This window comes from uncultured Adlercreutzia sp. (assembly GCA_910585575.1).
Lineage (GTDB): Bacteria > Actinomycetota > Coriobacteriia > Coriobacteriales > Eggerthellaceae > Adlercreutzia.
In genome coordinates, this window is record CAJUFS010000063.1 from 1 (window position 1) to 14652 (window position 14652).

13 protein-coding genes are annotated in these 14652 nt (G+C 60.8%); 3 read left to right on the forward strand and 10 right to left on the reverse strand.

Annotated elements, in window-relative coordinates; translation table 11 throughout:
- Window positions 1-299: 299 nt before the first annotated feature.
- From QZ307_RS08605 to QZ307_RS08630, 6 genes are all read right to left on the reverse strand, one after another.
- Entirely contained in the window at window positions 300-1634 is a 1335-nt protein-coding gene (locus tag QZ307_RS08605) for an MFS transporter (RefSeq protein WP_295998664.1), read from the reverse strand.
- Between the two features lie 69 nt (window positions 1635-1703).
- A complete protein-coding gene (locus QZ307_RS08610; protein ID WP_295998666.1) occupies window positions 1704-2552 on the reverse strand; it encodes a DmsC/YnfH family molybdoenzyme membrane anchor subunit in 849 nt (282 codons plus the stop codon).
- Entirely contained in the window at window positions 2528-3130 is a 603-nt protein-coding gene (locus tag QZ307_RS08615; protein WP_295998667.1) for a 4Fe-4S dicluster domain-containing protein, read from the reverse strand. Before QZ307_RS08615 ends, QZ307_RS08610 begins: the two co-directional genes overlap by 25 nt.
- Window positions 3131-3133: 3 nt before the next feature.
- Window positions 3134-5470, reverse strand: a complete 2337-nt coding sequence (locus tag QZ307_RS08620; RefSeq protein ID WP_295998671.1) for a molybdopterin-dependent oxidoreductase — start codon at window positions 5468-5470, stop codon at window positions 3134-3136.
- Window positions 5471-5642: 172 nt separating this feature from the next.
- Window positions 5643-5843, reverse strand: coding sequence for a 4Fe-4S binding protein (locus QZ307_RS08625; protein ID WP_295998675.1), 201 nt, complete (start codon window positions 5841-5843; stop codon window positions 5643-5645).
- The gene (locus QZ307_RS08630) at window positions 5840-6778 is read right to left on the reverse strand and encodes a LysR family transcriptional regulator (RefSeq protein ID WP_295998677.1); all 939 of its coding nucleotides are present in this window, start codon (window positions 6776-6778) and stop codon (window positions 5840-5842) included. The genes QZ307_RS08625 and QZ307_RS08630 overlap by 4 nt, the downstream gene beginning before the upstream one ends.
- Window positions 6779-7100: 322 nt before the next feature.
- Here QZ307_RS08630 and QZ307_RS08635 point away from each other — a divergent pair, with 322 nt between their 5' ends.
- A complete protein-coding gene (locus QZ307_RS08635; RefSeq protein WP_295998682.1) occupies window positions 7101-8951 on the forward strand; it encodes a flavocytochrome c in 1851 nt (616 codons plus the stop codon).
- Between the two features lie 66 nt (window positions 8952-9017).
- Window positions 9018-9812 carry a ZIP family metal transporter gene (locus tag QZ307_RS08640; protein ID WP_295998685.1) on the forward strand — a complete coding sequence of 265 codons (795 nt, stop codon included), beginning with the start codon at window positions 9018-9020 and terminating at the stop codon, window positions 9810-9812.
- A 13-nt stretch (window positions 9813-9825) separates the two neighbouring features.
- Here QZ307_RS08640 and QZ307_RS08645 read toward each other — a convergent pair whose 3' ends face one another.
- The 4 genes from QZ307_RS08645 to QZ307_RS08660 all read right to left on the reverse strand — a co-directional run bounded on the left by QZ307_RS08645 (window position 9826) and on the right by QZ307_RS08660 (window position 13882).
- A complete protein-coding gene (locus QZ307_RS08645; RefSeq protein ID WP_295998688.1) occupies window positions 9826-11358 on the reverse strand; it encodes an amino acid permease in 1533 nt (510 codons plus the stop codon).
- A gap of 184 nt (window positions 11359-11542) precedes the next feature.
- Window positions 11543-12295, reverse strand: a complete 753-nt coding sequence (locus QZ307_RS08650; RefSeq protein WP_275206392.1) for a 3-oxoacyl-ACP reductase family protein — start codon at window positions 12293-12295, stop codon at window positions 11543-11545.
- Window positions 12296-12386: 91 nt separating this feature from the next.
- Window positions 12387-13661, reverse strand: coding sequence for a HipA domain-containing protein (locus QZ307_RS08655; RefSeq protein ID WP_295998694.1), 1275 nt, complete (start codon window positions 13659-13661; stop codon window positions 12387-12389).
- 2 nt (window positions 13662-13663) lie between these two features.
- Window positions 13664-13882 carry a type II toxin-antitoxin system Y4mF family antitoxin gene (locus QZ307_RS08660; RefSeq protein ID WP_295998697.1) on the reverse strand — a complete coding sequence of 73 codons (219 nt, stop codon included), beginning with the start codon at window positions 13880-13882 and terminating at the stop codon, window positions 13664-13666.
- A 424-nt stretch (window positions 13883-14306) separates the two neighbouring features.
- On the opposite strand from QZ307_RS08660, the gene QZ307_RS08665 reads away from it, so the two are divergent.
- A partial coding sequence (locus tag QZ307_RS08665; protein ID WP_295998701.1) for a hypothetical protein occupies window positions 14307-14652 on the forward strand: 346 nt, incomplete at its 3' end.

Here is a 14652-nt window from a genome sequence, read left to right on the forward strand (position 1 = left end):
GCAGGGCAATCTGGCTGCCCAGCACGCCGCCGCCGGCAACGGTAACCTTCTGAATGTCCATGGACGCTCCTTTCTTGAGGATAAAGTAGGGCTCCAGCCTAAGCCTGCGCCCTAGCATAGAAGAAAATCTCCAAAGGTTCGTTTCAAGAAGGTTACCGTCGGGGAAGGGGAGGCGGTGACCTGCAGGGAAGGTTGGTTGATCCTGCTGCGAGGGCTGCCGAGGACCCAGGCGCGCTTCCCAACAAACGTGGCTCGTCCAAAGGCGAGCCACATTCGTAAAATCGGATGTTGCTGCGGCGCTAGGCTTTCTTAGGGAAGCGCACGGCGAAGCCCGCCACCGTTCCGACAAGGCAGATGATAGCCACTACCAGGAACATGGTGGCATAGGTGCCCGTGGCGTCGAACACGACGCCGGCAATGGTGGGAACAAGGCCCGAGAGCAGCGACAAAAGCAGCAGTACGGTGCCGATGATCTTGGGGAAGTTCGCAATGCCGAAGTAGTTGGCGAAAGCGGTGGGCATGACGCTGGTGTTGCCGCCAAAGCCCAGGCCCAGCAAAATGTAGTACACGTAGAGCAGGGCCACGCTGCCCGGTTGGGCGATGAAGGCGCAGAAAGCACCGATGGCGGTCAGGAGCGCGCAGACGCCGAGGATGCGCGCCGGCTCGATACGGTCGGCCAAGGGGGCGATGATGAGGTTCACGGCCACGGCGGCAATGCCCTGCACCGCTACAGCGCCGGCCACGATGCCGGCATCGATGCCCAAGCCACCGAAGTGAAGCACGCCGGAGGACACCGCCATGTTCAGGCCGATGAAGATGGAAAGCGACGCCAGCAGGATGAGCCAGAATGCCGGGGTGCGGAACGCCTGTCCCTGAGTGAGGGACTGGGTGTTCTTGAAGACGCCGCCGGGACGCGCGTCAGCCATAGCAGCGGCAGCGCCTTCAGCGCTCGGCGACTCAACACCCGGCTCTCCCGCAGGGGCAGCGGTTGCCGCAGCGCCCAAGGCTTCCGCAGGCAGGCCGTCGGGCTCTTGTCCCATGTCGGAGGGCTTGTTGCGCATAAAGAGGAACGCCACGATAAGGGAGATAACGCCCATGATGGAGATGAGGAAAAAGCCCATGGGCCAGTTTCCTCCCTCGCCGATGGCAGCGTTTGTGATCAGGGGGAACGAGAAGGCCACCACGCCGCCCAGGCCCATAGTGACGGCCATGGCCAGACCGCGCTTCACGACGAACCAGTTGCCAATGGTGGTTTGGGTGGCCACCTGACCGCCCAGGGTGCTCGAGAAGCTGAGCAGCACGCCGAAAAGAACAATGTAGGCGGCCGTACTGGCTCCCGCGAACAGGCCCAGGAGCACACCGGTGGCGACAATGAGCAGCGAGCTGAGCAAAAAGGCGTTCTTGGCGCCGAACTTCTCGACGAACTTGCCGATGAGCGGGCCGGGCAGGCCCTGCATGAGAATGAACACGGTAAAGCCGATGCCGATCATGGTGCGATCCATGCCGACGGTGGGATCGAGGGCCATTACGGGAATGGTGATCTGGGCTGCTGCCAGGCCGAAGTTGCCAAGCAGGGCGTAGAGCACAGCGGTAACTACTACGACCTTCCAGCCGTAGAATTTCTTCTCAGTCATGAGGGTTCCTTTCGGGACGACCGCCAGGGGCGGCCGTCCAAGACGATAGGAGAATATGCGGTTGGGGTGCTACATATCCAGGTTGAGATCGACGGGATACATGGGGAACATCTTTACCTTGCGGGCGCCCTTGAAGAACAGGATGGTCCAGGCGGCGATGCCTCCGGCGCAGGAGAGCCAAGCGATGACTGCCAGCACTGCTGCAGCACCCGGTGCCACGAACATAACCACGAGGGCGATGAGGGGCAGTGCTGCGCCTAGGGCAACCCAGGTGTAGAACGTGGTGCGGTAAGGCTCCTGACGGGCATCGACGTTCACACCGTAGCCTACCGAGCGCATGCGGTTCGTGTAGGCAATTTGGCAGATGATGCATGCCAGCGTAAGAATCACGGCAATGCCCACGAGCACCGTGGGTACCATGCCAGCGCTGAGCAGCCAGAGGGCCACCACGCCGATGGAGCCCGCCTCGGCGGCCGTCAGCAGGAACAGCCCCAGCACGAAGGGCGTGTTCCAGGCCGGGCGCGATCCCATCTGGTAGGCCAGCCCCGTGCAAACTAGGAAAGCGGCGGCGAGGAGCACGGTGACGGCCCCGACGGCCAAGGTGCCCCCTCCCAGGTTAAACACCAGGCCGTCGAGTCCGCACACCAGCAGAGCGATGGCCAGAAACGGCGTGATGATTGCCTCTTGGGTCAGGTGCGATTTCAGGTTGGAGAACGCGTTGAAGAACCGCTGGGGCCTTTGCAGGTGGAAGATGGAGGCGATACCGCCCACGGCAAGCAGGCCGAGCGTGATCCACGCCACCACCGAGAGCGGAACCGGCGATCCGATAAGAAGCTGCGCGACGAAGGCGCAGATGAATAGTCCCAGGCCCACGCGCTGGCAGGCCGTGGAAACTACGAGCGGCCAATGGATTTGCATAGGGTCTCAGCTCCTTTCCGGGGCAGCAGGTACACCACCGAGGGGTGGTTGCCGAATTCGGGGTGCACGCGGTAGGCGCGATCCTCGTTGGCTGCCAGCACTTGGGAGATTTCGCTTTCTGGATCGTTCAGGTCGCCGGCAATGCGGCAGCCCGTGGTGCAGGTGTAGGCGCACATGGGCTGTTCGCCCTGCTCCAGGCGGTGAACGCAGAGAATGCACTTCTCCACGGTCTTGGTGTTGGGGTTCAGCGTACGTGCCTCGTAGGGGCAGGCCCAGATGCAGTACTGACAGCCGAAGCACAGGTTGGCGTCGACGAGCACCACGCCATCTTCGGTTTGGTAGGTGGCCTTGGTGGGGCACACGTCAATGCAGCTGGGGTTCTCGCAGTGCATGCACTGGTTGGGGAAGTAGAACATCTCCAACTTGTCGGGGAACTTTCCAATGGGACCCATGCGGTAGACGCGCTCCCAGAAAACACCCAGATCGACGTCGTTCTCCATCTTGCAGGCCACGGCGCAGGCCTGGCATCCGGTGCATTTATCGAGATCGATAACCATGCCGTAGTGTTTCTTGGCCATGGACTACTCACCGCCCTTCTTCTTCACGATGCGGCACAGCGTGCTGCGCAGACCGGGGGTCATGAACTCGTCGTTGTACACGCGATCGCCGGTCAAGGTGTTCGCGTTGCTCATGCCGTCGGGATAGCCTTCCTTGCCCAGGGCCTTGCAGCCTTGCCACCATCCATGGGGGATGACGCAGACGCGTGGATCGATGCCGTCGGAGGGACGCGCCTTCATGGTGATGCGGCCGGTGGGCGACTCGATCCAGACCCATTCGCCGTAATCGATGCCCAGTTCTTCGGCCAAGGAGGTGTGGAAGACTACCTGGGGATCGGGGACAATCTCGCGCAAGTGGGGAATGCCGCGATAGGCGCTGTGGTAGTAAATGGGGTAGCGGCGCCCAGTAACGCCCGTAAGCGGATAGTCGGCGGCGATGTCGGGCGTGCTATAGACGCTCTCCTTCGGCTCGTTGGCCGAGGGCAACGGATCGGTACCCATGATGAGCTCGACAACCGAGTAGAGCTCGGCGCGGCCGGTGGGCGTGGGGAAGCCGTTTTCCCGATAGTCGCGCGAGGGCATTTGGGGCACGTGGTGAATCCACTTGCCCTTGAGCTCTTCCCAGGTGACACCGGCATGGGTCTGTTCCAGCTGCCAGTCGAACAGCTCCTCGTCGGTTTCCCAGGGCCACCAGTCGGGATGCAGTCGATGGCCGAACTCGCGCCAGAACCACACGTCGCTCTTGCGCTCGTAGAGCGGCTCGACGGATTTCTGCTGGCCGAAGACCCATTCGCTGCACACCTCGTCGGCCAGGTAGTCGCGCTCGGTCCAGTGGGTGGAGGGCAGTACCAGGTCGGCCAATTCGCAGGTGGGGGACATATAGTAGTCCATGCACACCAGCAAATCGAGGCAGAGCAGCGATTCTTTGACGAGTGCTGTGTTCTCGGACCAGGACAGGGGATTGCCCTGCACCATGATGTAGCCCTTTACCGGGTACGGCTTGCCCGTGCGCATGGCCTCGAAAACCGCAGTGGGGTTCGAGATGCCGTAGACGCTGCCCGAGGCCTTGTCGTTGACGATGCGCAGCTCCTTCTGCGTTTCCGGATCGGCGCCGGTGAGGGGCCCCATCTGGTTCCAGAAGGGCATGCTCAGGTTGCCGCCCTTCTTCTCCAGGTTGCCGCAAATGGCAATGATGATGTTGATAAGCTGAAGCGTGTCCTTGCAGTTGGTCTGCTCCTCGATGCCCTGGAACACGTTGATGGTGGCGGCATCGGCGGCGGCGTAGGTGCGCGCCGACTCGCGGATGACCTCGGCGGGTGCCCAGCATTTCTCGGCGGCGGCCTCAGGGGTCCAGGGGTCGACGCGCTGCTTGAGCGCCTGCCAGACCGTGGTGATGGGCGCCTCGGTGCCATCGGCCAGCTTCACCATGCCGTGGTAGAACATATCCTCGTCGATGCCGGGGGTGTGAATGTCGACGAATTGCTGGGTGTTCTTGTCGAAGACGAGCATGCTCTGCGGATTGCCGCCCTCTTCGATAAGGGCGCCGTTCAACGGCACGTTCGCGCCCTCGATAAGCAGCATCGGCGCATTGGTGAACTTCTGGGTGAACTCGTGGTCGTATAGATCTTCGTTCATGATGACGTTGAGCCACGCCATGGCCATGTAGGGGTCCGACCCCGGCCGCACGCCCACGAAGTAGTCGGCCTTGGCCGCGAGGGGATGCTCGAAGAACGGATCGATGACGATGAGCTTGGCGCCGCGATCGCGGCTGCGTCCTACTTGGCCGGACGTGTAGGTAGGCTCGGTCCATACCGAGTTGGCGCCCCAGAATACGATGCAGTCCGCGTGGTCAAAGTCGCAGCCATCGAAGGTGGGGAACATGCCGTACTGCAGAAACGCCTGCACCATCATGGGCACCAGGCAGATGTTGCCCGGAGACAAGCTGTGGTGCACGCGGCCGCCGGCGTTGCCGGCACGGCCCGTCCACTGGTTGGTGCCGCGGCCTGTGCCCTGCCCGTAGGCAATGGTCTCGGCGCCGTACTCCTCGGTGAGCGCCTCGACGCGCGCTTGAAGCCAATCGAGCGCCTCATCCCAAGTGATGCGCTCCCACTTCCCCTCGCCGCGTTCGCCGGCTCGTCGCAGCGGCCAGCGCAGGCGCTCGGGATCGTAGAGGATCTTTGTAGCGGAAAGCCCCTTGCCGCACATGCGTCCCTCGCTACGAGGATCCTCGGGATTGCCCTTCACGCTGACCAAGGTGCCATCCTTGTCCACTTCGCAGAGCACGCCGCACTTGGCGTGACATTCGAAGCAGTTGGTTTTGACCACCTTGCCGCCGTCGGGCAATGGAATAACCGAATCCATCGCTCCTCCTTTCGGTTCGTGTCCTTGTGGACATTTTGTGACGGGGAAGCGGGTGGACGCAAACAGGAGGAAGCGGTAAAGCCCACAACAAAATTATGTGGCCCTAGGCGCTGAGGAAGTTTGCTGGTGAATGGGGATGAGAATGCGGAGCGGACGCGGTGCCGTGCGCGGCTTAGAGGAACAAGCCGCGGCGCTTGACGACGGCCCGGAGTTTGCAGGATGCCTGACAAGTACCGCACTGGTCGCAGCGTTCTTGGAGGATGACGACGGTGCGATCGGGCTGGGTTTCGATGGCGTGGCGAGGACAGGCATCGAGGCAGGTGCCGCAGCGCCGACAGAGCGCGGGGTTGATTTCTAAGCGATAGAATTTCATGCACTCTCCTCTGTGAGGCCATGCTGCAGAAGGTAGGGACCGCACATGGTGGCGAAATAGCGCTGGCAGAAGCCCATGAACTGGGCTGCTGCTCCTTGGGCTGGGACGACTCCGAGGACGCCGACGAGAAATTCGACGCTGTTCTCAATGGGTACGACCACGGTTTCGGTGTCGCTTCTTCCCAGAAAAACCGAGAGGGAGTCGGTGAACGTTACGAGCGCACCGCCAGCCACGGCCCGGCCTATCATAGCGGGGTTCGAGGTGCTCATCTGAATGGAGGGCTGCTGAGACCCTAGAAGATGGGCGAGCAATCGGTTAAGGAATTCCTCGTTGTAACAAGCCAGCGGTGTGCTTGCGAGTTCAGCACGGGTGAACTGGGATCGATCGGCGTAGGGCGACGTGCGGTTGCAAGCGACCATAAGTTCGCAGGGAACCAGCGGCTGGAAATCTTGAGAGATGCGCGCGGCGATGCCGGTCATAAACGTGGGAAGCGCGATGAGGTGCAGCGCTTCGGAGCCGTCTTCGGCATAGTGGTCAATGATGTCGAACAGGCTTCGCTCGATGATGCGCAGCTGGATGCCGCCTGCGAGCAGCTCGTATTCAGAGAAGAGGGCTTCAAGCTGATTGGTGATGAACGGCATGGTGATGATGGTGAGCTCTTTGTCGGCAGAAGCAATAGCCTCGAGAGAGGCAATCATTTGAAGGCGCCGATAGGAGTCGACGAGCTTTGCGGCCTCTTGGGCGATGCTGCAGCCAGCTGCGGTCAGCTGGAGCCCGGCAGGCGTTCGGTCGAAAAGGGAAACGCCCAATTCGCTCTCGAGATTTTTAATGATGGCGCTGGCTCCCTGCTGGGATATGAAGTTCTGCCGCGCCGCTTTCGATATAGAGCGATGCTGCGCCACGGAAAGAAAGAGCGTCAAAGCCTCAACGCGCATAATGCCCCTCTCTATGATGTACCCCTGCGCCCAGTCTAGCACGCTCCGCATCTTCTTGCGTGGATGGAAGCTGACGGGCGTGAACATTGACGGTCCGTCCATCAGATGACCCTCTGGTCACGCCCGAGCAACGGTTCGGAGCGGGTCCGTTGCAAGTTGGCGACCTCCTCTGTGGAGGTCCTATGATGAAGTCATCGGAAAGGTGCGAATTAAGGGGAAGGGACGTTCCCGAAAGGTAACCAGAAGTGGCCAGCAGTTTTGCTTGTGGCTGCTTCAGCACCCGTCTCCCTTCGCGCAGAGGCGTTGCTTTAGGAGGCACATCATGAAACGCTACTCTCGTCGTCAGTTCCTCACCGGTGGTGCCGTTGCTGCTTTGGGCGGAACCATGCTGCTTGCGGGGTGCGCGCCGATGACTGAGAAGGAGGCTGCCGAGAAAAAGAAGGAACAGGCAGCCGCTACGGACAAGAATTCCGAAGGCTCGGTAACCGCTATTGGCCAGGGCATGGGCAAGCACGGCAACTTCGATGTCGAGGTTTCCATGAAGGACGGTGCCATCGACCGCATTACCGTTTTGGATTCGCGCGAGACGCCGGGCATGGGCGATGTGGCCATGGACAAGATGACCAAGGCCATCATCGACAATCAGACCCTCGATGTGGATACCATCAGCGGCGCCACCCTGTCCTCCATGGCGTTTCTGACAGCCGTAGGCAGTGCCCTGGATACGCTGGGCGAAGACACCGAGGACTGGAAGCATCGCGAACCGGCGCAGTGGGTGAACGATGTGGAGCTGCCCGACAAGGCCGACGTGGTGGTCATCGGCGCTGGCGGCGCTGGTTTTGCCGCGGCTATTACGGCCGCCAACGAGGGCAAGAGCGTCGTGCTGCTGGACAAGATGGGCGTCTATGGCGGCGACACGGCTCTGTCCGGCGGTGAGATGGCCGTTCCCGGCAACTGGATTCAGGTAACCCAGGGCGTGAAGGACTCGCCCGATGGCCTGGTAACCGACATGCTGGTCGGCGGCGACAACAAGGGCGATCCGGAGCTGGTTACTATCATTGCCAACGGTGCGCTGGATTCCGCCAATTGGTTGACCTACGAGGGCGGCATCTCCTGGAAGCACGATCTCATGCAGTTCGGCGGCCACAGCATCAAGCGCTCCATCATTCCCATTACCCATTCGGGTTCCGAGATGACCACGAAGCTGACCAACCGTGCCAATGAAATCGAGAACCTGGTGCTTATCGGTGACATGAAGGCGGAAGAGCTCATCCGCGAGAAGAACGGCGCTGTGACCGGTGTGAAGGTGCTCGACCAGCAAACCGGCGAAGAGAAGACTATCGCCTGCAACGCCGTGGTGCTGACGACGGGCGGCTTCGGCTCCAACATCGAAATGCGCATGAAGTACAACCCCGAAATGGACGAGAAGATTCTGTCCACTGACTCGGTGGCGGCTCAGGGCGATGGCATTGTCATGGCCGAGAAGATCGGCGCCGACACCATCGACATGGAATACATCCAGACCTACCCAGTGTGCGACCCCGAAACTGGCGCGCTGCTGTACGTAGGCGACGTGCGTTTGGAGAACTACGGCATCTTGGTTAACAAGGAGGGCAAGCGCTTCGTGGAGGAGCTTGAGCGTCGCGATGTTATCTCCAACGGCATCAAGGCCCAAACGGACGGCGTCGGCTATCTGCTGTTCGACCAGAAGGCTGCCGACAACACTGGCCTGATCAAGACCCACGCTGACGAGTACGAGAACAGCGAGTCCCGTGGCGTCATCGTGAAGGCCGACACGCTTGACGAAGTGGCCAAGGCCCAGGGCGTCGATCCCGAGGCGTTGAAGAAAACCGTCGAGCAGTGGAACGAGTACTGCAAGAAGGGCAGCGATCCGGACTTCCACTATAGCGGCGAAGAGATGAACACCATCGAGGAAGGCCCCTACTATCTGATGGCCTGCAAGCCCGCCGTGCATTACACCATGGGCGGCCTGCACATCACCCCCGAGGCCGAGGTGCTCGACAAGGATGGCAAGCCTATTGCGGCCCTGTACGCCGCTGGCGAGGTGGCCGGCCACAAGATGGGCACGAACCGCTTGGGCTCTTGCTCGATGACCGATATCTACACGTTCGGCCGCATTGCCGGCAAGAACGCCGCCCATTACAAGGCATAATGTCATGAAGGAGCGGGCCGGGGGCGTGGCTTCCGGCCCGTTTTGCTGTTTCTGGAAGGGAAGATCATGGAACCTGCTGTAGCGACTGCGTTAGCCATTGCGCTTATCGTGCCGTTTTTGGGCAACACCGTGGGTGCGTCGCTGGTGCTGTTTTTGCGCCGCGGCATGTCCGAGCGCTTCACGAAGGCGCTGCTCGGCTTTGCCGCTGGCGTCATGATTGCCGCCAGCGTGTGGAGCTTGATAATTCCTTCGCTGGAGGCCGCCGAAGGCGGTCCGGTTCCTGCCTGGATTCCCGCAACCGTTGGATTTTTGGGCGGTATGTTTTTGCTGCTGGTCATCGATCACTTTACGCCTCATTTGCATGTGGGCTCCGACGAGCCGGAAGGCGCTCCCTCGACGCTTAAGAAGCCCACGATGATGCTCATGGCCCTGGCCATTCACAATCTGCCCGAGGGCATGGCAGTTGGCGTGGTGCTCGCGGGCTTTTTGGCCGGCGACCCCACCATTACTCTGGCCTCGGTGACGGCACTGTCCATCGGCATTGCCATTCAGAACGTGCCCGAGGGGGCCATCGTTTCGTTGCCGCTCACTTCGACGGGTATCTCTCGCGCCCGTGCTTTCGTGATGGGCACGGGCTGCGGTGCGGTTGAGCCGGTGGGCGCGGTGCTCATGCTGGCCATCACGGGTTTGGCTACGCCGCTTCTGCCCTACGTGCTGGCCTTTGCCGCCGGCGCCATGATGTACGTGGTGGTGGAAGAGCTCATTCCCCAGACGCAGGTGGGGCATCATACCAATATCGGCACCATCGGCGTGGCCCTGGGCTTCGTGCTCATGATGGTGCTCGATGTAGCGCTGGGGTAGCGCTTTCGCGCAGCTATCCGATCATCAGCGGTACCAGGTACAGAAGCGCTACGATGGCGCAGGCTGCGGCTACCACGATTTTCCAGATGCGGTACTCGCGGTCCATCTTTGCGGCTTCGGCAGCAGCGGGCACTTCGTTGGCACCCGGGAGCGCCTCAGCCACCGATACCGGGGTTGGCTTGCCGTAGCGGGCCTGGCATATGGAGAACACCACTAGTCCCAGTACGCACCAGACCGCGCCCACCACCAGTGGCTCCGTGCCCAGCTGGCTCATCATGACCGCATAGATGACGATGGAGACGGGCACCCCCACGGCAACTCCCGGCACGCGGAAGGGACGCGCAAGATCGGGCATGCGCCGACGCAAACCCCAGGCGGCGGCAATGCCGATGATGTAGTAGAACAGATCGGCGAACAGCGAGAGCGATGCGATGAAATCGAGGGTGCTGGTGGCCACCAGCAGGATGGACAGTGCGCCCAAAGCGATAATGGCCACGTAGGGCGTGCGGAAGCGCGGATGCACTTTCGCGAACACACGGGGCATGGCGCCATCGCGGGCCATGGTGAACAGGTAGCGCGGCGGCACGGCAATGGAGGCGTTCAGCGTGGAGAAGTCGCCGCCAAAGGCCACGCCCAGCGCAAGCAGCAGCAGCGGAAAGCCCAGGATGCCCGCCGACATCATGGCCTCGGCGTAGGGAGCCGACGCGTCGGCCAGGGCCGGAATGGCATCGACGGGCGTGATGCCCACGAGAAACCACTGGAAAGCGCCGTTCACGGCAAAGATGATGAAGGGAGCCAGTTTCAGGGCGCGGGGAATGTTGATGGAGGGGTAGCGAATTTCCTCGCCCATGCCGCAACAGGTTTCAAAGCCGGCGAAGCACCACCAGATCATGGCCACAGCCGCGATGAATCCGAAGGCGTCCATGGAGCCCAGGAACTCTGGTGCCGTGACGAAGACGGGCAGGCTCACGTTGGGGATCATGGTGAGGAACCAGATGGCAGCCACGCCCCAGAAGAAGAACATGAAACCGTTCTGCAGGCGCCCCGTGATCTTCACGCCGGCCACGTTAGTGACGATGAACAGCAGGAGCGCCAGACAGGCCAGGGCCACGTCGGGAATAGGCAGCTCAACGCCCACGGCCAGGAAAATGGTCTTGAAGTAGTAAGCGAAGGCCAGCGCCTCGCCGCCGGTGACGGCCACGAGCGAAATGATGAAGTTCCAGCCCGCCAGCATGCCGAAAGGACGACCCAGGCCGAGGCCTGCATACTGGTACGTGCCGCCAGCATAGGGGAGTGCCGCGCCCATCTCGCCGTAGAGAAGCGCCGGGTAGATGGATACGAGCATGGCCACCAGGGTGGCTACGATAACCGACGGTCCCATGATGCCTACAATGTTGCCGCCTGTGGTGAACAGTCCCACGCCGATGACGGTACCCACGGTGATGGTGATGGCCTCGCGCAGGCCGAATTGGCGTTTCAGCATGGGCTGGCCGGCTGCGCCTTGGGCGGCAGCCATTTCGTCGGCGTTTTCGTAGGGTGCGCTCATGGGCAACTCCTTGTCGTTGAATGGTGCGCGTCTTGTGAGGAGCCTGGGGTGCTGCTCGCAAGACGTGGCACCGACCTTGACGGTGCGTCTGAAACTATAGTGCTCTACTGTGCTAAAGTAAAGAAGTGAAAAAGGAGCCCGCCATAAGCGGCGGGCTGGAAGGTCGCGCGGAACCGATTGGTTCTTACGGGCGAGACAGGCCGTCCACGGGCAGCACGGCGCCGGAGATGTAGTCGGCCATGTCCGAGGCCAGGAACAGGTAGGCGTTCGCGATGTCCTCGGGCTCGCCCATGCGGCCCAGAGGAATGGACTCGATGAGGGGCTTGATAACGGACTCGGGCAACGCGTCCACCATGTCGGTGTGGGTGACGCCCGGGGCCACGGCGTTCACGCGAATGCGATGACGCGCCAGCTCGCGGGCCAACGACAAGGTGAGGCCGTTCACGGCGAACTTCGAAGTGGGGTAGGCCGAGCCCGAGGGCTGACCGTGCTTGCCCACCATGGAGCTGGTGTTGATGATGGCGCCGCCCTCGCCCTGCTCGATCATGAGACGGGCCGCTGCCTGACTGCACACGAACACGGCGATGACGTTCAAGTCCATGACCTTCTCGAACTCTTCCAGCGTGTAGTCCACCAGCGGCGTGCGCGAGCTGATGCCGGCGTTGTTGCACAGCACGTCGATGCGGCCGAAGCGGGCCACCACGGCGTCGAAGGCTTCCTTGACGGAATCGGGGTCGGTGAGCTTCGGGGCAATGCCCATGACGTTGTCGGCCAGGCCCTCTTCGGCCAGTTTCGCCAGCGCCTCGTCCACGGTTTCCTGGCGCGAGCCGGCCAGGGCCACCTTGGCGCCGTTCTTCAAGAATTCCTTGGCGATGGTGTAGCCAATACCGCGCGTGCCACCAGTGACGACGGCCACTTTTCCTTCTACGATGCCCATAGGGTCAGTCCTTTCGCTAGAAAACTAATTGCGCGTCAGTGTAACGGAAAATTGCTCGCCCTCTGTTGCTGATCAGTTAAACCTGGAGGTCTCACATGGCGAGAAGTATTTCGAGTCGCGGATACACATCCTCTTCGATGTCGTCGGTAATGTAGGGGGCGTCTTCGAATCCCATTGCCCTGAGTTTCGCGCTTTCTTCCCTCAATGCCGGAACGGCTTCATCGGCGAATTCTTGAGCCATGGACCGAAGAAGGCGCCTGTTGACACCTAGCTGTTCAGCGACAATCGAGAAATCGCTTGGTGTGACTTCGTTGATATCGAGGTGGTCGCCAAGGGCCATGCCCATGTTGCTGGTGAAGCGCGCGAAATATGTGGTGCTTACCAAGTCGTAGGCGGGGGCCAGCTGGAACGATTGCCAATCGGGAGCGTAGAGGATCGAAAGATTCTTTAGATGGTTGTCGCAGTTGCCGATGAGGTAGTTGTACAGAATGATGCGCGCGAGATTGGCGATGTCCTGGGCGGGCTGGGCAGATCGCTTTCTGAGGAAGTCTCCAAGGACGGCGATGGTGCTTGGCTCTAGCTGGTGGTATTTGTCCTGCGGCCTTATGCCGAAGGCTTGGGTGATGTCCTCTTGGTGTCGGCGACGGGGCGTCACCAGGCCGTCCACGGTTTCGGTTGTAGGGGCCAGGCGGTCGTAGCGTTCTACGCATATAACTGGCCTGAGGGGGTCAATCAACTCGGTTCGGGCTGTTGGAACGCCGCAAGCATGGGCGCAGACCATGGCGAGATGCTCGACGGTCATGAGGTCGCGCAAATCTTCGCGGGCGAATTTCACGATGTAATTCGAGGGTGCACCGCCTCGCGGTTGATACCAGCCCTCCTCAAGGGGTGCATTAGGATCATGGAAAAGGCCGCACTTGCTTTGGGTGCCAGCGAGTGAAAGGCGGGCCAGCTCAAGTGATTCATCAATCATCTTCGGCTTGCCTGCCATGGCCTTTACCTCTTGAAGCGTAAGGGGCTCATAGGCGCGAGTTGCCTGATAGGCCTCAGGGTTGATGATGATGTCGCCGAGACAGTCAAGGCCGCACATCTGAAGCATGGTGAAGTAATCGGTGGTGAGGATGCCAAGCGACCGGCAGAGGTTTTCAAGGGCCTCGCCTTCAGGAAGGAGTCCTTTGAAGTAAGGGAGAAGGGCCTCCTCGTCGTAAGGCTTGTCCGTGAGGGGCAGTGAGAGCGAAACGGAAGCGGCGTCGTCTCGATCAAGGTATTCTTCGCTGTATTGGAAGGTAGCGGCGCCGTTTTTGCGGTTCAAGGCTCCTATAAGGGCGAGCCCTTCGGGGGTGTCGCGATAAATGGGTAGCTGCATAGCTATTCACCTCTGCGTTGGATGGTTAGGTCGAGGCCAAGGGTATTGATGACGTTGAGGGTTTTTGCCAGCTCGGTGGTGGGTTTGCCGTTTTCCAGATTCGAGATGAACGAAAGGCTGACGCCGCAGAGATCTGCGAGCATGGTTTGCGTGAGATGTTGTCGTTTTCTCTCTGTGCGAATGGCGGCGCCGATGGCGCTAACGGTGTTGACGAGACTCATGACTTCCTCCAAATTTCTGCGTACGCCGAAATTATGTCAAAACAGACGTAAATTTCTGCGTACGCCGCAAAAATGCATGAAATGATAATAATTCTTGCGTACGCAGAAAGTATCACAGCAACGAGGTGGTTTATAGGTTTTCGCGAAGGAGGGATTGGCGAAACCCGCGAGAAGTCTTCATGGAGACGCCGGCCTTCGCTGGAGGTTGCACGGAAAGCAGAACCGCTTTTCGGAGAGGACGAGTGGCAAGAGGCGCCGTCCGTCTGAGGCATCCCCTCTAAGGGGTGAGTGGGTAACGGGGGCGTTTCGGCTGCTTCTTGCTTTTGTGACGGCCAGGCCATCTCCATGAAAGGCTTCACAGGGAGAGCGTACCGTGCGTTTTGAACCCTGAACAGGGGAAAACGCAAACCCTAAGGAGCCCATCATGGCTGAGACCACTCCGTCCTTCACCGTCACCATCAATGACGGCGCCAAGGGCACCAAGCCCGAGCCGACTATTCCCGAGCCGGCGTCGGTAACCCGTACCTGGACCAACGGTAAGGAAACTCTTACCTACGAAACCACCGCTGAGATGATGCCCGTGCATACCGATGACGGTACGCTTATCGGGCACATGTTCGCGCTGTCCTATGTGACCGATCTTGAGGACAAGTCCGACCGTCCCGTCACCTTCTGCTGGAACGGCGGCCCTGGCGGATCCTCCGCCATGGTGAATATCGGCGGCATGGGCCCGCGCCACGTGCCTATTTCCAGCCAGAAGCAGCTGCCCT